The sequence below is a fragment of the Gemmatimonadaceae bacterium genome, assembly GCA_035533755.1.
Taxonomy (GTDB): Bacteria; Gemmatimonadota; Gemmatimonadetes; order Gemmatimonadales; family Gemmatimonadaceae; genus JAGWRI01.
In genome coordinates this window covers 115,873-133,450 of sequence record DATLTC010000009.1, presented here as the reverse complement: position 1 = coordinate 133,450, position 17,578 = coordinate 115,873, and the positions used below count along the sequence as shown (strand labels likewise).

Annotated in this window: 18 protein-coding genes; 10 read left to right on the top strand and 8 right to left on the bottom strand. The window is 69.7% G+C overall.

The window, feature by feature from the left end:
- Position 1: 1 nt before the first annotated feature.
- The 6 genes from trpA to VNE60_01190 are packed head-to-tail and all read right to left on the bottom strand — an operon-like array spanning position 2 to position 6,669.
- Entirely contained in the window at positions 2–787 is a 786-nt protein-coding gene (gene trpA / locus VNE60_01215) for a tryptophan synthase subunit alpha (GenBank protein ID HVB30125.1), read from the bottom strand.
- On the bottom strand, positions 771–2,294 hold the full coding sequence (locus VNE60_01210) for an HD domain-containing phosphohydrolase (GenBank protein HVB30124.1): 1,524 nt from the start codon (positions 2,292–2,294) through the stop codon (positions 771–773). The genes trpA and VNE60_01210 overlap by 17 nt, the downstream gene beginning before the upstream one ends.
- The gene (locus VNE60_01205) at positions 2,291–4,018 is read right to left on the bottom strand and encodes a HEAT repeat domain-containing protein (protein HVB30123.1); all 1,728 of its coding nucleotides are present in this window, start codon (positions 4,016–4,018) and stop codon (positions 2,291–2,293) included. Before VNE60_01205 ends, VNE60_01210 begins: the two co-directional genes overlap by 4 nt.
- A complete protein-coding gene (gene trpB, locus VNE60_01200) occupies positions 4,015–5,202 on the bottom strand; it encodes a tryptophan synthase subunit beta (GenBank protein ID HVB30122.1) in 1,188 nt (395 codons plus the stop codon). The genes VNE60_01205 and trpB overlap by 4 nt, the downstream gene beginning before the upstream one ends.
- Positions 5,199–5,852, bottom strand: a complete 654-nt coding sequence (locus VNE60_01195; GenBank protein ID HVB30121.1) for a phosphoribosylanthranilate isomerase — start codon at positions 5,850–5,852, stop codon at positions 5,199–5,201. Before VNE60_01195 ends, trpB begins: the two co-directional genes overlap by 4 nt.
- Positions 5,845–6,669, bottom strand: a complete 825-nt coding sequence (locus tag VNE60_01190; protein ID HVB30120.1) for an indole-3-glycerol-phosphate synthase — start codon at positions 6,667–6,669, stop codon at positions 5,845–5,847. The genes VNE60_01195 and VNE60_01190 overlap by 8 nt, the downstream gene beginning before the upstream one ends.
- 91 nt (positions 6,670–6,760) lie before the next feature.
- Between VNE60_01190 and lexA the strand changes: the two genes are divergently transcribed.
- Positions 6,761–7,369, top strand: a complete 609-nt coding sequence (lexA, locus tag VNE60_01185; protein HVB30119.1) for a transcriptional repressor LexA — start codon at positions 6,761–6,763, stop codon at positions 7,367–7,369.
- Here the strand turns inward: lexA and trpD are convergent.
- Positions 7,366–8,409, bottom strand: a complete 1,044-nt coding sequence (gene trpD / locus VNE60_01180) for an anthranilate phosphoribosyltransferase (GenBank protein ID HVB30118.1) — start codon at positions 8,407–8,409, stop codon at positions 7,366–7,368. The genes lexA and trpD overlap by 4 nt on opposite strands.
- Entirely contained in the window at positions 8,402–9,703 is a 1,302-nt protein-coding gene (locus VNE60_01175) for a GAF domain-containing protein (protein HVB30117.1), read from the bottom strand. Before VNE60_01175 ends, trpD begins: the two co-directional genes overlap by 8 nt.
- Positions 9,704–9,840: 137 nt before the next feature.
- On the opposite strand from VNE60_01175, the gene truA reads away from it, so the two are divergent.
- Genes truA through purQ form a run of 9 tightly spaced genes read left to right on the top strand, consistent with a single transcriptional unit; the run spans position 9,841 to position 17,566 of the window.
- Positions 9,841–10,611, top strand: a complete 771-nt coding sequence (gene truA, locus VNE60_01170) for a tRNA pseudouridine(38-40) synthase TruA (protein ID HVB30116.1) — start codon at positions 9,841–9,843, stop codon at positions 10,609–10,611.
- The gene (locus tag VNE60_01165) at positions 10,608–11,270 is read left to right on the top strand and encodes a transaldolase family protein (GenBank protein HVB30115.1); all 663 of its coding nucleotides are present in this window, start codon (positions 10,608–10,610) and stop codon (positions 11,268–11,270) included. The genes truA and VNE60_01165 overlap by 4 nt, the downstream gene beginning before the upstream one ends.
- A complete protein-coding gene (locus tag VNE60_01160) occupies positions 11,267–12,676 on the top strand; it encodes a trypsin-like peptidase domain-containing protein (protein ID HVB30114.1) in 1,410 nt (469 codons plus the stop codon). The genes VNE60_01165 and VNE60_01160 overlap by 4 nt, the downstream gene beginning before the upstream one ends.
- Entirely contained in the window at positions 12,673–14,103 is a 1,431-nt protein-coding gene (gene purB / locus VNE60_01155) for an adenylosuccinate lyase (GenBank protein HVB30113.1), read from the top strand. Before VNE60_01160 ends, purB begins: the two co-directional genes overlap by 4 nt.
- Positions 14,100–15,026 carry a phosphoribosylaminoimidazolesuccinocarboxamide synthase gene (locus tag VNE60_01150; GenBank protein HVB30112.1) on the top strand — a complete coding sequence of 309 codons (927 nt, stop codon included), beginning with the start codon at positions 14,100–14,102 and terminating at the stop codon, positions 15,024–15,026. The genes purB and VNE60_01150 overlap by 4 nt, the downstream gene beginning before the upstream one ends.
- Complete coding sequence (locus tag VNE60_01145; protein HVB30111.1) at positions 15,023–15,676, top strand: phosphatidylserine decarboxylase family protein; 654 nt, start codon at positions 15,023–15,025, stop codon at positions 15,674–15,676. The genes VNE60_01150 and VNE60_01145 overlap by 4 nt, the downstream gene beginning before the upstream one ends.
- Positions 15,673–16,623 carry a CDP-diacylglycerol--serine O-phosphatidyltransferase gene (pssA, locus tag VNE60_01140; GenBank protein ID HVB30110.1) on the top strand — a complete coding sequence of 317 codons (951 nt, stop codon included), beginning with the start codon at positions 15,673–15,675 and terminating at the stop codon, positions 16,621–16,623. Before VNE60_01145 ends, pssA begins: the two co-directional genes overlap by 4 nt.
- Positions 16,620–16,877, top strand: a complete 258-nt coding sequence (gene purS / locus VNE60_01135) for a phosphoribosylformylglycinamidine synthase subunit PurS (GenBank protein HVB30109.1) — start codon at positions 16,620–16,622, stop codon at positions 16,875–16,877. Before pssA ends, purS begins: the two co-directional genes overlap by 4 nt.
- Positions 16,874–17,566 carry a phosphoribosylformylglycinamidine synthase subunit PurQ gene (purQ, locus tag VNE60_01130; GenBank protein ID HVB30108.1) on the top strand — a complete coding sequence of 231 codons (693 nt, stop codon included), beginning with the start codon at positions 16,874–16,876 and terminating at the stop codon, positions 17,564–17,566. The genes purS and purQ overlap by 4 nt, the downstream gene beginning before the upstream one ends.
- Positions 17,567–17,578: the final 12 nt, after the last annotated feature.

The following is a 17,578-nucleotide window of genomic DNA, read 5'->3' as shown; positions in this document are numbered from 1 at the left end:
GCTACGCCGAATCGATGGCGGCGCGCAGCGACGCCGCGAACGCCACCGCCGCGTCCACGCTCCGGCCCGCGGCCTCGACGATCGCGCTCCCGACCACGACCCCATCGGCCAACCGCGCCACCGTCGCGGCCTGTTCAGGTCCCGTCACGCCGAATCCCACGCAGATCGGGAGCGACGTGACGCTCCGGAGCCGCGCCACCGTGGCCGGCAGTTCGGGCGGAAGGTCGGCCCGCATCCCGGTCACGCCCAGCCGGCTGATCACGTACACGAATCCGCTGCCGTGCATGGCGATCTGGCGCATCCGCTCGGCGGGGGTGGTCGGCGCCACGAGCCGGATGAAGGCCAGCGGACTCTCGCCGAACCAGCGCTCCCGCTCCGCATCGGCGCCAACCGGCAGGTCGGTCACCAACACGCCGTGCACGCCGGCCTGCGCGGCCCGCTCGAGCGCGTCGGGGCCGGCGGCGAGGATCGGATTGAGATAGCTGAACAGCACCACGGGCACCGCCAGACGCGCCTCGGCGATGACCTCCAGCACGCGGGCGTAGGTCATCCCCTGCGCGAGCGCCGCCTGCGAGCTGGCCTGGATCACGGGCCCATCGGCCAGCGGATCGGAGAACGGCACGCCCACCTCGATCACGTCGGCGCCGACGCCGGCCAGCCCCTGGAGGAGCGCCACCGACCGCGCGCGATCCGGGTGGCCCGCCGTCACGTAGGGAACGAACGCCTTCCGACCAGAGGACTTGAGGGCGGCGAACCGCGCCGCGATGGCGTCAGACGAAATAGTCACCGACACGAATACCGTACCGCTCCGGATTCTCAGTCTTGATGATGGTGCGGCGGAAATTCCCGTCCGCATCGCGATCGGCGAGGTCCATCAATTCGCCGGGGTGGAGCAGATTGCCCATCGGGTCACTGATCACGCGCACGATCGGCCGCGACAGCATGTCCTGCAGCGGGTTCACCGCGTGCACCACCCCCAACTCGAACGTGTCGAGCACGACCAGCGTGCCCACGGGATAGATGCCCGTCAGGTTCACGAACGCCTTGACCAGCACCGGATCCATGCCGCGCCGCGGATTGTCCCGCATCTCCTGCATCACGAGCGCCGGATTCATCGGCGTCGTCTGGTACGACCGCCGCGACGTGGCGGCGTCGAACCCGTCCGCCACGGCGACGATCTTGCTGAACATACTCATCTTGCGCGGACGGATCGGCCGCGGATAGCCGGTGAGATCCGTCTTCATGTGGTGCTCCATGGCCACGACCATCGACCGGTAGGGAAACTCCTGCTGGCCGCGCACCTGGAACAGCGCCAGCACGCCCAGCCACGGATGCGATGCGATCAGCCGCCACTCGTCGTCGGTGAGGCCGCCGGACTTGTTGAGCACTTCGGACGGCACGCGCTGCTTGCCGATGTCGTGGAACAGCGCGGCGAGGCCGAGATCGTACAACTGCAGTTTGGTGAGGCCCAGGCGCTTGCCGATCGAGACCGAGAAGATGCACACGTTCACACTGTGGGTGAACGTGTACTCGTCGTAGTCGCGAATGGCCGTCAGGCCGATCAGCGACGACTCCTCGTTCAGAATCTGGTCGACGATGCTCTGCACCACGCGCTTGATCTTCTTGATGTTCGGGCTCTTGCCCAGCCGCACCGAGGTCATCAGGTCCTTGGCCACCGACACCGACTGCGAGTAGGTGCGTTTGGCGCGCTCCTTGGCCTTCTCCACGTCGCCGCTGGCCGCTTCGGTGGGGGGGCCCGGCGTCAGCGCCGTGACACCCGCCGCGGCGAGCTTGCTGACGAGCGTCTCCAGGCGCTGTTCCGGCGATTCCCCCGTCAGGGACTGCAGCAGCGACAACAGGACCATCCACTGCTTGGCCGTGGCGCCCTCGGTCACGTGCAGCGCGCCCACGCCGCCGGCCCGGAAGATCGACAGGATGTGGCTGAAGCTCGCGTAGTTGTCGAGATCGATGCGCAGGCGGATCGCGTTCACGAAGATGAACTCGCCCGACACCCGGATCTGCACCTCCTGCTCCTTGGCCAGGAGATCGTTGGCGCACGCCGTCAGATCGGCGAGCGCCTTCTGCACCGCCGCGTTCTCCACCGGATACAGCTTGATGGCGCGCAGGCCGGCGTAGAGGTTGCGCACCAGGTCGCGTCCGGCCCGCCGCACGAACGAATCGTCGTGGCGCTCGGCCTCCGCCCCCGCCGTCGATACCTGCATCGTGGCGCGGGCAAGCGTCTGCGTGGACCGCGCCGCGGCCGCCGGGGCGTCTGTCCGATCGTCCTGTGTCAACCGAGCCCTCCGCGTAGCGCTTTGCTCACCGCGTTGCGCACCACCACGTCCTTCTCCGCGGATGCACGCCTCAGGCTCTGCTGAGCCGAGTCCGTGTTCACGCGGCCCAGCGCCATCGCCGCACACGCCCGCACTTCGGGATCTTCGCGCCGGCCCAGGAACCCCTTGCCGTTGAGGATGCCGTCCAGGAACGACACGCTCGATTCGCCGCCGAGCATGCCGTAGGCCTCGAAGAACGCCACCTTCTCGGTCAGGTCGGCGTCGCGGAGCGCCTTGCCCTTCACCGCGTTCTCCACGCGCGACAGCACCGGCCGGTAGCCCCGGCTGGCCAGCGTGCGGACCGCGGCCACCCGGGTGTCGCGGTCGCCGTCCGCCACCCACGGCTCCAGCGCCTGCAGAGCGCCCGCCGATCCGATTTCGGCCAGCGCCTGCACGCACGCCAACCGAAGCTCCGGGTCCGCCGCGGCGATCACCCGCCCCAGCGGAGCAACCGCGGCCTGGATCTTCAACGCGCCAGACCGGCGCACGGCTTCGAGCGCCACCCCGTAGTCGTTCGATTGAATCAGCTTCACCAGTTCCGCCGTATTGGCCGCGGTGAGCCGCCCCGCCGCCTGCTCCAGAAGGGGCCGCAGGCGCGGATTCTGCAACCGGCCGAGCCAGGCGAACAGGGTGCCCAGCGCCATCGGCCGCAGTTGCTCGAACAGTTCCGTGAGCTCGTCCACCGGCGGGAGGTCCGCCGATTCGTCGAGCGCCTGCAGGAGTTGTCCGAGCGGCTCGGGCTGGCTCAGCCGGCCCGGGATCTGCGCCAGACGGTCGCGTTGCTCGGGCGTCACGTCCTTGCCGCGCTGCGCCGCGGCCTGGGCTTCGCGCAACAGATAGGCCACGTTGCGGAGATTTCCGCTCGCCAACAGGTAGAGCAGCATCGTCTCGACAAGATCGGCGACCTCGCCGCGGACCGCGGCATCGCTCTGCGCTTCGAAGATGTCGAACAGCGTGGCCGCCACCGTCTGCCGCAGGTCGGCGGCGTATTCGCGGTCGATCTCGCCTTGGAGGTAGTCGATCTCCTTCTCGTCCAGGAAGTACAGCGTGGCGTCGAAGTCGGCCATGTTCACCACGCCGGGCCGCGACTCTTCCATGGCGGAATCGTCTGCCGTGCCTCCCCCGGCCACCGCGTCGCGCACCTCGCCGGGGGTGAGCAGTCGGGGCGGCTCGCCGCCCTCGTGCACGGGTTCCGCCGAATCCGCGCCGAGGTCCACGTACCGATACCGCAGATTGACGAAGTCGTGCTCCCACAACAGCGACAGGAGATCATCCTCGTCGGGCGACGCCTTGCGCACGCGCTGCAGGATCGTGAGCAGCTGTACCAGCTCGTCCTGTTCGAAGCCCTTCACCAGGGTCAGCTCGCGCACTCCGTCCTTGTAGAACAGCCATGCCAGGCTGTCGCTCGACTTGGTGTTCTCCTGCATCACGGGGTGCCCGAACCAGAGCACCTGCGTCTCGGAGAAGGTGAACACCAGATCGTCCGCCTGGTCCCACACGGGCGCGAACGCGTTCCGCACGGTATCGATCGCGCTTTTATAGATGGGGTTGTTCGGCAGATACAGCTGGTGCGCGCGCAGCGCCTTCATGAACGTCCGGAGCAACTCCTCGATGGAGGTGCTCGGAAACGGAAGTTCAGGCAGCTCCGCCTGTTCCTGGCTGTTCCGTGGACTCGGCGAGGTCACGACCCCAAGATACCCATTTCCATAACTTGCGCCACATCCTTGTCACCCCGCCCGCTCACGCAGAGCAGGACCGGGGTGTCCGCCTGCCAGCGGTCCCTCTGCAAGGCGATCCAGGCCACGGCATGGGCCGACTCCAGGGCCGGGATGATGCCCTCCAACCGGGCCAGCAGTTCGAACCCGTGCAGCGCCTGCGCGTCGGTCACGGACTCGTACGTCGCCCGCCCGATGTCCTTCAGATAGGCGTGCTCGGGCCCCACCCCCGGATAGTCCAGCCCCGCCGATATCGAATGCGCCGGATGCACCTGCCCGGCCGCGTCCTGGAGCAGGTAGCTCAACGTGCCGTGCAACACCCCCGGGGTGCCCCGGGACAGCGACGCCGAGTGGCGACCCGTGTCCAACCCCTCGCCCGCCGCCTCTACGCCCACAAGTTCCACGTCCGCGTCGTCCACGAAGGCATGGAACGTTCCGATGGCGTTGGAACCGCCGCCCACGCAGGCTACCACGGTCTGCGGCAGCCGCCCAGTGCGCGCCAGCACCTGCGTCCGCGCCTCACGGCCGATCACCGCCTGGAAGTCGCGCACCATACGGGGGTATGGGGCCGGTCCCACCACCGACCCGATGATGTAGTGGCTCGTGCGCACCGTGGTCACCCAATCCCGGATGGCCTCCGTGGTCGCGTCCTTCAGCGTCCGCGTGCCGCTCGACACCGGCACCACCTGCGCCCCCATGAGCCGCATGCGGTAGACGTTCAGCGACTGCCGCCGCATGTCCTCTTCCCCCATGTACACCACGCACTCGAGCCCGAACCGGGCGCACACCGTGGCCGTGGCGACGCCGTGCTGGCCGGCGCCCGTCTCGGCGATGATCCGTTGCTTGCCCATGCGCCGCGCCAGGAGTGCTTGGCCCACGGTGTTGTTGATCTTGTGGGCTCCGGTGTGGTTCAGGTCCTCCCGTTTGAGCAGGATCCGCGCCCCCACTTGCGCCGAGAAGCGCGGCGCCTCGCTGAGCGGCGACGGCCGCCCCACGTAGTCGGCGAGCATCGTGTCCAGTTCGGCGCGGAACGCCGGATCGCGCATGGCGTCGTCGTAGGCCTGCTCCAGTTCGTCGAGCGCCGGAATGAGCGTCTCGGGCACGTACCGACCCCCGAACGCACCGAACCGATCACGCGCCTGTTCCACACTCATTGTCCCACCTCGACAGAACGCACCGCGTCCCGAAAGGCGCGCATGCGCGCCGGGTCCTTGATGCCGACACTCGATTCCACCCCGGACGACACGTCCACGACGTCGGGGTCGAGCGCGCGGATGGCAATCGCAACGTTGTCCGGGCGGAGTCCCCCCGCCAGTACCAGCCGCCGTCCCGCGGGCCGCACGCTCTCCAATTGACGCGCCAGGTCGCCCCAGGGCAGCGCGACGCCCGTCCCCCCAAGTCCGCCGGCCACCTTGGCATCCAGCAGCACGGCGTCGGCCACCGCGAACAACTCCTCGACGCCCGGGGGAAGTTCCGCCCCGGCCACGCGGACCGTCGCCCAGATCTCGCCCGGCCACAGCGCCCGGAGGGCGGCGATCGCCGCCGGCGAGGGATCGGCATGCAATTGAACGGCGGTGAGCTCGAGCGCCACGGCCCGCGCCGCGATCGCCGCCGGACTCTCCGGGCCGAACACCCCCACGCGCGCGACGCCCCGCGGCACGCCGGCGAACACCGCCCTCGCCGAGGTCTCGTCCTGTCGCCGCGGCCCGCCCGCGAACACCACGCCCACATAAGCCGCTCCGAGCCCGGCCGCCACCGCCGCATCCTCGGCGCGCGTCAGCCCGCAGAACTTGATTTCAGCCACGGATGCCGGTCCTTCGCTGGATCGCGGCAAGCGCACGCACCGCCTGCGCCGGGTCGCTCGCTGCCGACACCGCGGACCCCACCAGGACGGCGTCCGCCCCCGATGCGGCGGCATGCTCCACGTCCGCCGGGGTCGCGATGCCACTCTCCCACACGGCAATCACACCGGGCGGAATCCGCGCCACCAGCCACTCCGCCACTCGGGCGTCCATCTCGAGCGTCTGCAGGTCCCGGCAGTTGACGCCCACCACGCCGGCGCCGGCCGCGAGGGCGCCCTCCAACTCCGCTTCACTCCGCACCTCCACCAGGGTTTCCAGCCCCAGGCCCCTGGCCTCGTCGACGAGGCCGGCGAGCGCTGCGGGGTGGATGGCCCGCGCGATCAGCAGCGCGGCCGACGCCCCCAGCACCCGCGCTTCCAGGAGCTGAACCGGATCGAGATGGAAGTCCTTCTTGAGCACCGGTATCCGCACCAGATCGCGCACTGCCCGCAGGTCGTCGTTGGATCCGCCGAAGTGCGTCGGCTCGGTGAGCACCGAGATGGCCGCGGCCCCACCGGCCGCGTATGCGGCGGCCTGGGATGGCGCGTCGAGCCCCGCATTGATCGTCCCCCTGGACGGAGACCGCCGCTTCACCTCGGCGATCACGGCCAGCCGCGCCCCACGCAGGGCTGCCGCGAACGGCACCGGCGCCGGCGCGTGAGCCAGCGCCCGGCGGAGTTCGCCGGCGCGGGCCCGCAACGCCATCACCCGCTCCGTCGTCTCTCCGACGATTGCCCCGAGGGTCCCGGTGGGTGGGGTCCAGGAAGTGGACGCTTGCACTTCGGTTCCTGTTCGGTTAATGTGCCTTCGGTGGGTATTCGGGACAGGTGGCACCAGCCGCCGCGAACCGCTGCAACACGGAGTGCTCCGCATGCCGCTCACGAAACGCCAACGCGAAATACTAAACTATCTGACCACGCATGCCGAGCACCACGGGTATGCGCCCAGTTTCGAGGAAATCGCGGAGAACTTCCACTTCAGTTCGCTGGCCACGGTGCACGAGCACCTCAGCAATCTGGAGCGCAAGGGCTACATCAAGCGGTCGTACAATGAGAGCCGCGCCATCGAGATTCTCCCGTCCGACGCCGTGGCGCGGGCCATCGAGTTGCCGCTCCTGGGCGCGGTCGCGGCCGGCACCCCCATCGAGGCCATGGACCACGGGGAAACGGTCACCGTCCCCGAGTCGCTCGTGCAGCGGAGCGGGAACCACTACGTGCTCCGGGTGCGCGGCAATTCGATGATCGACGAACAGATCCGGGACGGCGACTTCGTGGTCGTCAACGAGCGCCCACGGGCCGACAACGGAGAGACGGTCATCGCCCTCATCGACGGCACCGCCGCCACGGTCAAGAAGTACTTTCGCGAGCGGGACGGACGTGTGCGGTTGCAGCCGGCCAACGAGACCATGGCCCCCATCTACGTCAATGAGAACGACATTCGTATCCAGGGCGTGGTGGTCGGGGTGATGCGCCGCTACTAGGCTTCGGCGGCAAAGGCGGTGCGCAGCCGATCGAGCGCGTCGAGTCCGGCGCCGGCGCGGAGCGCCGCCTCTGCCAGCTCCAGTCCTGCTTCGTAGGACGCCGCCTTGCCCGCCACGTAGAGCGCGGCGGCGGCGTTGAGCACCACGGCTGACGTAGCCCCGGGCAGCCCCTTGCCCCCCAGCACGTTCAGGATGGCGTGTGCATTGGCCGCCGGCGGGCCGCCGGCCAACTCCCCGGGCGTCGCACTCCCGTAGCCCAGCGCCACCGGATCGATCGTCCATTCCGTGACCTGCCCCCGCCGCACCTCCAGCACGCGGGTGGGCCCCAGCGGCGAGATCTCGTCCATGCCCGCTCCGTGGACCACCAACGCGTGCTCGGTGCCCAACTCCGCGAGCGCGCCGGCGAGCAGCGTCAGCCGGTCGGCGTCGCCAACCCCGATCACCTGGCGGCCGGCGCGCGCCGGATTCGCCAGCGGCCCCACGATGTTCATGACGGTCGGAATGCCGAGTTCGCGGCGCACCGGCCCCACGTGCCGCATGGCCGGGTGCAGCAGTGGCGCGAACATGAACACGATGCCGGCCTCGCGCAGCGCGCGCTCCATGACCGGCACCGGGCGGTCGATGATCACCCCCAGCGCTTCGAGCACGTCCGCGCTGCCGCACTGCGTGGTGAACGACCGGTTGCCGTGTTTGGCGATGCGCGCCCCGGCGCCGGCGGCCAGCAGGGCGGCGGCGGTGGAGATGTTGAACGTCGGGACCGATCCGCCCCCCGTGCCGCAGGTGTCCACCAGGGAGGCCGGATCGTCGGCGTGCAGGGGGACCATGGCCGTCTGGAGCGCGCGCACGACGGCGGCCACTTCGGACGCCGTTTCTCCCTTGACCCGGAGTCCCACGAGGACGGCGGCCAGCTGCGCCGCCGTCGCCTCGCCCGCCATGATCCGGTCGAACGCTGCCGTCAGGTCGGCGGGCGCCAGCGGCGCCGCCAGGGCGAGCCGCCGGATGACCGCCTGCAGCGGGTCGGCGGCCGCGCCGCTAGACACTCATCGTCTCCACGAGCCGCTCGGGCAGCCGAGCGTTGGCGGCGGCGAGCGCGATCACGAGGCCCAACAGCCGCACGCGCTCCACGTCCTCATCCACGAACACGCCGGCCATGCGGCGGTTGGTGAGGTTGACCACGCCGACCAGGGTATCGCGATAGACGAGCGGGAAGCTGAGAAAGGACCCCGTGGTGTAGTACGCGTCGCGGAGCAGCGGATGTTCCCGGGCCTCCCCCACGTCCTGCACCAGCAGCGGTTCGCGCGTGGCGGCCACGCGTCCGGAAATGCCACTGCCGATGGAGACGCGCTTGCCTTCGGCCACGTTGGGCGCGATGCCGCGGGCCGCGGCCAGATACAGCGCGTCCTCGCCCGGCGCGCGCAGCAGCAGCGAGCAGCGTTCGGCGTTCATGTCGTCACCGACCAGCGACAGCAACCCCTCGGCGAGTTCGCGGGGGCTGTCGGTGGCGGCATCCAGCGCCAGCACGCGTTCGAGCAGGTACAGCGTGCGCGTCTTCTGCCGCAGTTGCTCGCTGCGCCGGTGCAATTCGATGTGCGCCTTCTCGAGCTGCTCCACGGCCGAGCCGATGGTTGCCTCGACGGCCTCCGCGCGGCGCGATGCGCGTCGCGCGTCTTCGCGCGCCGACGCGAGTTCGCGTTCGAGCGATACCGTCCGGCTCTGATCGCCATGGGCCGTGAACTCCCCCGTGGCGCGCAGCAGCTGTTGTTCGAGCGTCGCGAGCTTGCGTTCGTATTCGCCGTGCACGCGCTGGGTGACGTCCTCGAGTGTGCGCACGGCCTCGTGTCGCGCCTCGGCTTCGAGGAACCGCGCGAACCCGAGTTCGAACAGCGCCACCGCGGGCTGGACGCGTTCCATGGTGCGCGTGCCGAAGATCTTGCGAGGTTCGAAGAGCGCGAGGATGCCGGCCAGGGAGCCTTCGAAGTGGAGCCCCTTGAGCGCCAGGAATCCCCCTTCGGGGATCTCGGGCATGGCGATCAGCCGCGCGACTTCGGCCGACGCGTCGCCGAAGTCCACGAACTCGGCGCCGCTGGTGATGGCGGTGCGCTCGCGCGTGGCCAGATGATCGAGCGTGGTGTCGATGGTTCGCGACTCCACGCCGTCCGGCCGGGCGAGCTTCCGGTCGCGCATCAGCGCGCGCCGCGGATCGAAGGTGATGAGCGCGACGTGGGAGAACCGATCGATCTCCGCCAGGCCATCGGCGAGCGCCACCAGCGCCGCGTCCAGATCGGGCGCGGCGTTGAGCGCATGGGCAAGCGATGCGAGAGTCCGCGGCGGCATGGAAGAGGGGCGGTTCGGCGCGGCGGGCGCCGCGTGGCACGAACGCGAAATGTGAGCCCGTACGTCGAGCAATGTCAATCGCTTCCGTGCGTCGGCGGTTGCTTGACTTCACTCCCGGCCGGGGTAGGTTTCACGCAATGGCGGAGCGCAGTGTGCAGCTCGTGTTGCACTATGACGGCTCGGGGTTCAGCGGGTGGCAACGCCAGCCTGAGCAGCGCACCGTGCAAGGAGTCATGGAAGCAGCGCTTGAGCGCCTCTGCGGCGCGCCGGTCGGCGTGCTGGGCGCGGGACGGACCGATGCGGGGGTGCATGCACGCGGCCAGGCGGCTGGCGTACGGGTGCCCGAGCGATGGACGCCATCCGCGCTTCGAAGGGCGCTCAACGCGGTGCTTCCGCCGGACGTCTGGGTCGCCGCTGCGCACGAGATGCGCGCCACCTTCCACGCCCGGTACAGCGCTGTTGCGCGTCGCTACAGGTACTACGTCGGGACGGACGAGGAAGCCGACTCGCCCTTTCGCCGCCGGCTGGAGTTCGCGATCCGGCGCCCCCTCGATCGGGGCGCCCTCGACGCGACGGCCGCCGGGCTGCTCGGGGAGCACGGGTTCCGCGCGTTCGCGGTCCAGGGCACCGCACCACCCGACGACGATCACCGCTGTCACGTGCACGTTGCGCGATGGCTGGATCGACCGGGCGGCGTGGTGTTCGAAATCGAGGCCAACCGCTTTCTGCATCACATGGTGAGATTCCTCGTCGGCACGATGTTGGACATTGCCACCGGCCGCCGGCCCCAGCAGGATATGGCCGCGCTGTTGGCCGCCGTCGACAACCGCGCCGTCTCGCCGCCTGCCCCGGCGCACGCGCTCTTCCTGGAGGCCGTCGTGTATCCCGCGGACCTGTACCTCCGATGAAGCTCCTCCTTGCCACCGCGGATCTGGACGACATTCGCTGGGCCGTGACCAACGGGCTGCTCGATGGGGTGATGACCTCCCCGGCCCTGCTCCGCGACGCGGGCGCCGACGGCGATCACGATCGCATCCGGGAGATCTGCCAGGCGCACCCCACCCCGGTGTACGTGGCCGTCCACGCCGTGTCCGGCGATGACATCTACCGCGACGCGCGTGAACTCGCCCGACTGTCCGACCAGATCATCGTCCAGGTTCCCCTCGTGGAAGAGGCGTTCGGCGCCATGCATCGCCTGCACGCCGACGGCGTGCGAACGGCCGCCATGCTGGTGTTCAACGCCGCTCAGGCGCTGCTCGCCGCCAAGGCCGGCGCATCCACGGTGATCACCCCCCTCGACCAACTCGACGCCGTGGGACACAGCGGCGCCGATGTGGTGCGCGACCTGCGTCGCGTGTTCGACGCGTCACGCACCGAATGCGACATCCTCGCCATCCGGCCCACCAGCGCTCAGCAGTTCTCGGAGTCGGCGCTGGCCGGCGCCGACGGCGTGGCCGTTTCTCCCGACGTGCTGCGGTCGTTGCTCCTCCACCCCCTCACCGACCGCGGCGTCGATCAATTCCTCAACGACGTATCCAAGCTTCATGGGGGCTGGTCCGATCGATGATTGCCCGCCGCTTCTTCTCGCTCGCCGCCGTCGCCGCCGCCTTCGCGGCCTGCTCCCGACCCGCGGAGTCGTCCGCGCAGACCTCCCGGGCCCTGCCGCCGCCCCCGAGCCGCAGTGACTCGGTGAGCGACAGCCGCCAGAATGCGATCACCCGCGCCGTGGCGAAGGTCTCCCCCGCCGTGGTCACCGTGCAGACGGAACAGGTCCAGCAGGTGCAGCCCGACATGTGGAACTGGTTCCTCAACAGCGGGCCCACGTCGCGCGCCGAAGCCGGCCTCGGCACCGGCGTCGTGATCCGCGCCGACGGCGTGATCGTCACCAATGCCCACGTGGTGGCCGGCGCCCAGAAGATCTCCGTGATGCTGCCCGATGGCGCGGTGTATCCGGCCAAGATCCTCGGGGTGGATGCCACGCAGGACGTGGCCGTGATCAAGATCGACGCCAGGAATCTGCCCGTAGCCACGCTCGGCAACTCCGATCACGTGCTCGTGGGCGAGTGGGCAATCGCGATCGGCAATCCGTACGGCTTCATGCTCGGAAATCCGGAGCCCAGCGTCACCGTGGGCGTGATCAGCGGCACGGGGCGCAACCTCGTGGCCGGCGCCAACGGGCCGCAGGCCTACTTCGACATGATCCAGACCGACGCCGCCATCAATCCGGGCAATTCGGGCGGCGCGCTGGTCGACGCCGACGGCGACGTGATCGGCGTCAACAGTTCGATCTACACGCCGAGCGGCGGCTCGGTGGGCCTGGGATTCGCGATCCCGATCAACCGCGTGCGGCACGACGTGGACGACCTCCTCGCGCACGGCGAGGTGCGGCGCCCGTGGATCGGCGTCAAGCTGCAGGTGCCGAGCAGCGACAACGTCCGCGACGCCATCGCGCAGCACGCCGTGATCGCCACCGTGGTGCCGGGCTCGCCGGCGGCGCGGGCCGGCCTCCGCCCCGGCGACGTGATCGTGCGCGAGAACGACCGCACCATCCACAACATGTACGACTGGGAAGGGGCGCTGCTCGACCTCGGCGTGGGCCAGAGCGTGCGTCTGCACATGCGCCGCGGCGACCGTGAGTTCGACACCACCGTCAACACGGTCGACCTGCCCGAGGTGGACGCGCCCAAGGTGGAGGTGCTCAAGCAGCTCGAACTCGTGACCGTGACGCCGGCCATTCGTGCCGAGCGCAACCTGCGGAGCCAGGCGGGCGCGCTCGTCTTCAAGGTCAGCGACAGCATGGCCCAGCAACTCGGCATCCAGACGGGAGACGTCATCGTGCGCATCAACGACGTCAACATTCGAACGGCGGACGACGCCTCCCGGGCGCTCGACCACTTCGCGGGCGGCGGCCCCATCCGCATGTACCTCGAACGGTCGGGCACCTACTACGCAACCGACTTCGAGATCCGATGACCACGTCCGATCAGTACTCCTCGCCGCTGGCCGAACGGTACGCCTCGCGTGCGATGCTGCAGCTGTGGGGGCCGAATACGCGTTACGGCCTCTGGCGCCGGCTCTGGCTGGCCCTGGCCGAGGCGGAGCAGGCGCTCGGCGTGCCGATCCCCGCCGAGGCCATCGCCCAGATGCGGGCCCACCTCGACGACATCGATTTCGAGGCCGTGGCCGCCTACGAGCGGCGCTACCGTCATGACGTGATGGCGCACGTCCACGCATTCGGCGATGTGGCCCCCGCGGCGCGGAAGTTCATCCATCTGGGCGCGACGAGCGCGTTCGTCACCGACAACGCCGACCTCATCCTCATGCGGCGCGGCCTCGATCTGCTGCGTGGCAAGCTCGTGCACGTGCTGCGGGGGCTGGGCGAATTCGCGCGACGGTGGCGCGACCTGCCCACGCTCGGCTCCACGCACCTCCAGCCCGCGCAGCCCACCACCGTGGGCAAGCGCGCCACGCTCTGGATGCAGGACCTCGCCCTCGATCTCGCCGAGCTCGATCACCGCCGCGATACCCTCCCGTGCCGCGGCGTGAAGGGGACCACCGGCACGCAGGCGTCGTTCCTCGATCTGTTCGGCGGCGACCACGACAAGGTGCGCCGCCTGGAGCGCACCGTGACCGCGGCGATCGGGTTCCGATCGGCGCTCCCGGTGACGGGACAGACCTACACGCGCAAGCTCGATGCCGCCGTGCTCGACGTGGTGGCCGGCGTGGCGGCCAGCGCCGCCAAGTTCAGCGGCGACATCCGCATGCTGCAGTCCTATGGCGAGATCGAGGAGCCGTTCGAGGAGGAGCAGATCGGGTCGTCGGCCATGGCCTACAAGCGGAATCCCATGCGTTGCGAACGCATCGCATCGCTGGCCCGGTTCGTGCTGACGCTCGAGCCGAACGCCAATCTCACGCACAGCGTCCAGTTCTTCGAGCGCACGCTCGACGACAGCGCCAATCGCCGCCTGTCCATCCCCGAGGCGTTCCTGGCCACCGACGCCATCCTCGTGATCATGGAAAACGTGGTGGACGGCCTGGAGGTGCATCCGGCGCGGATCGCTCGCCGGCTCGGCGACGAGTTGCCGTTCATGGCCACTGAAGCGTTGATCATCCGCGCCGTGCAGCGCGGGGTCGATCGCCAGGATGCGCATGAGCAGATCCGCCGGGCCAGCATCGCCGCGGCGCGCGCGGTCAAGGACGGCGCGCCGTCCAACGACATGCTGCTCCGCCTCGCCGCCGAGCCCACGTGGCCGGTGCCTGCCGACGAGATGCACGCCCTGCTCGACCCGCTCAATTTCATCGGTCGCGCCCGGGAGCAGGTGGACGAGTTTCTCACCGAGGTCGTGGAGCCCTTGCTCCGCGGCGCCCCCCCCGCCGAGCGGGAGGACGTACGGGTATGAGCATCGTGACGCTGGCCCCGCTCCCCCTGCGCCATCTGCGCCGCGGCAAGGTGCGCGAGGTGTATGTGGTGGACCCGCTGCATCTGCTCATCGTGGCTACCGATCGCGTGAGCGCGTTCGACGTCGTGATGAAAGAGCCGATCCCGTACAAGGGCGCGGTGCTCACGCAGACCACCGCCTGGTGGCTGCGGCAGTTCGAAGGCGAGGTGCACCACCATCTGATCACCGCCGACGCCGACGAGATCGTGCGCCGCGTGCCGTCGCTGATGGGGCATCGCGCGACCATCGCCGGCCGCGCCATGCTGTGCCGCCGCACGGAGGTGTTCCCCATCGAGTGCGTGGTGCGCGGCTACATCTCCGGCTCGGCGTGGAAGGAATACCAGGCGCACGGGACGCTGGCCGGCGAGCCGCTGCCGCCGGGCCTCCGCGAGGCCGACCGATTCGAGACGCCGCTGTTCAGCCCGGCCACCAAGGCGGAGAGCGGCCACGACGAGAACATCACGCCGGCCGAGGTCGCGGCCCGCCTCGGCCCCGACGTGGCCGCGGAGTTGGAGCGGCTCAGCCGCCACGTGTACGAGATGGGCCGGGCCCTCGCCGCCGACCGCGGCATCATCATCGCCGACACCAAGTTCGAGTTCGGGCGCGACGCCTCGGGCCGGATCACGCTGATCGACGAGGTGCTCACCCCCGACAGCTCCCGGTTCTGGCCCGCCGATCAGTACGCCCCGGGCCACACGCAGCCGAGCTTCGACAAGCAACCGTTGCGCGATTATCTCGACGGCGAGCGGCGCGCCGGCCGCTGGAACGGCGAAGCCCCGCCGCCGCCTCTGCCCACCTCGGTGATCACGGCGACCAGCGAGCGCTACCTGGACGCATACCGCCGCATCACCGGCGCCGCGCTCGATCGGGCGGGGCTCGCGTGAGCTTCGCGCGCGAGGGGGTCCCGTTCATCGCCGGCGCCGCCGTCATCGCCGCCGGCGCCTACGCGCTGGCCCTCGACCGGCGGTCTTGGCCGTTGTGGGTGCTGGCCTTCCTGCTTACCGTGATCGCCCTCTGGGTGGCGTATTTCTTCCGCGATCCCGAACGGAACGGCCCGCGCGGCGACGCCCTCGTCATCGCGCCGGCCGACGGACGCATCGTGCACATCACGGAGGTCGATGAGCCGACGTTCCTCGGCGGCCGCGCCCTCCGGATATCGGTCTTCATGAACGTGTTCAACGTGCACGTGAACCGCTATCCGGTGAGCGGCGTCGTGCGCTACGTGCACTACAATCCCGGCAAATTCCTCAATGCCGCCGTGGAGAAGGCCAGTCTCGAGAACGAGCAGATGTCGGTGGGCATCGCGCACGGCGCCACGCGCGTGCTCATGCGCCAGATCGCCGGGCTCATCGCGCGACGGATCGTCACGTACAGCAAGGTCGGCGACGAGGCGCGCCAGGGCGAACGGATGGGACTCATCCGGTTCGGATCGCGCGTCGACGTGTTTCTTCCCACCACCGCCGCGATCCGCGTGGCGGTGGGTCAGACCACGAAGGCGGGCATGACCGTGCTCGCGGAGCTGACCTCGCCATGACCCCCCCAGGACCCCGTACGAACGTACGCCGCGCGGTGGTGCTGTTCCCGAGCGGACTCACGCTCGGGAACCTCTTCTTCGGCATGTTCGCCATCGTCGCCGCCACCCGCGGCGACTACACGCAGGCCGGCTGGTTCGTCGTCCTCGGCGGCGTGATGGACATGCTCGACGGACGCGTGGCCCGCGCCACCAACACCGGCGGCCGCTTCGGCGAGGAGCTCGACTCCCTCGTCGACGCGATCACGTTCGGCGTGGCGCCGTCGCTGATCATGTACTTCGCCGTGTTCAACCGCGAAGGGTGGGACTGGCTGTTCTGCTTCCTGTTCACCGCGTGCGCGGTGCTGCGGCTGGCGCGCTTTAACGTCGAGCAGGCGGGCACCGCGAAGACCTATTTCCAGGGCCTCCCCACACCTGCCGCCGGCATGACGCTGGCCACCTACTACTGGTTCAGCCAAACACCGCTGTACCAGGAGACGGTCATCGCCAACCTGCCGTGGCACGTCCTGCTCCGCTACATCATGATCGCCTTGAGCTTCCTGATGGTGAGCAACGTGCCGTACCCCGTGATGCCGAACGTCGGCCTGCGGAGCGTGCGCGGGGTCATCGGGCTGCTGCTCGTGGTGGGCGGCATCGTGGCGCTCGTGTTCCTGCCCAATCAGTTCTTCTTCCCCGCCGCGGTGGTCTACGTCGCGTTCGGCATCGCCCGCGCCGCCACGCTCGGCCTGCTCGACCGGCGGGGCGTCACGCCCGGCGTCGCGGCGGAGCACGCGATGCCCTCCCGTTCCCGCGACGTCAGCCGCCGCGAAGACGTGGGTGACGAGCCGTGGCCGGACGCGCGGCCCCGCCGCCGCCGGCGCGGCCGCCGCAGCGAGGGACCGGTCCCCGGCGCTCCGCCGCCCGCCGGCCCCCGGTCTCCCAATCCTTCACCCGAGTCAACCGCCGAATGAGTCGCTTTCGCGTATCGCTCCACATCACCCCACGCCGCGGCCTCCTCGACCCGCAGGGCAAGGCCGTGGCCGACGCCCTTCACACCCTCGGTTTCGCCTCGGTGCGCGACGTGCACGTGGGACGGCACCTCACCGTGGAACTCGACGCGGCCGATGCGGCAGCCGCCGAGCACGAGGTGCGCGCCATGTGCGAGCGCCTGCTGGCCAATCCGGTGACCGAGGACTTCGACGTCGTGTCGGTGGGCGCCGCATGAAGTTCGGCATCGTGACCTTCCCCGGCTCCAACTGCGATTACGACGCCTACCGCGCCGTGATCGACGCCGTCGGCGAAGAAGCCGTGTATCTCTGGCACAAGGACCACGACCTGCACGGCGCCGACGTCGTGATCCTGCCCGGCGGATTCAGCTACGGCGACTATCTGCGGCCCGGCGCGATCGCGCGCTTCAGCCCGATCATGACCGAGGTCGTCGCGCACGCCAGACGCGGGGCGCCGGTGCTCGCCATCTGCAACGGATTCCAGATTGCCTGCGAGGCCGGACTGCTGCCCGGCGCGCTGCTGCGCAACGAAGGGTTGAAATTCGTCTGCGAACTGGTCCAGCTACGGGTGGAGAATGCCACCACCATGTTCACCAACCGCTACCACCGCGGGCAGACGATCGCCGTCCCGATCGCTCACGGCGACGGCCGCTACACGGCCGATGCCCGGACCCTGGAGCGAATGGAAGGCAATGGCCAGGTAGTATTCCGATACGTCTCCGGCTCCGGCGACGCCGATGAGTGGTGGAGCCCGAACGGCTCCATGCACGCCATCGCCGGCATCGTCAGCGCCGAGGGCAATGTGCTCGGCATGATGCCGCACCCGGAGCGGGCCGTGAGCCCGCTGCTCGGTTCGGACGACGGCATCGGCGTGTTCGAATCGCTCCTCGCGAAGGTCGCCGCTTGAACCGGAGGTTCG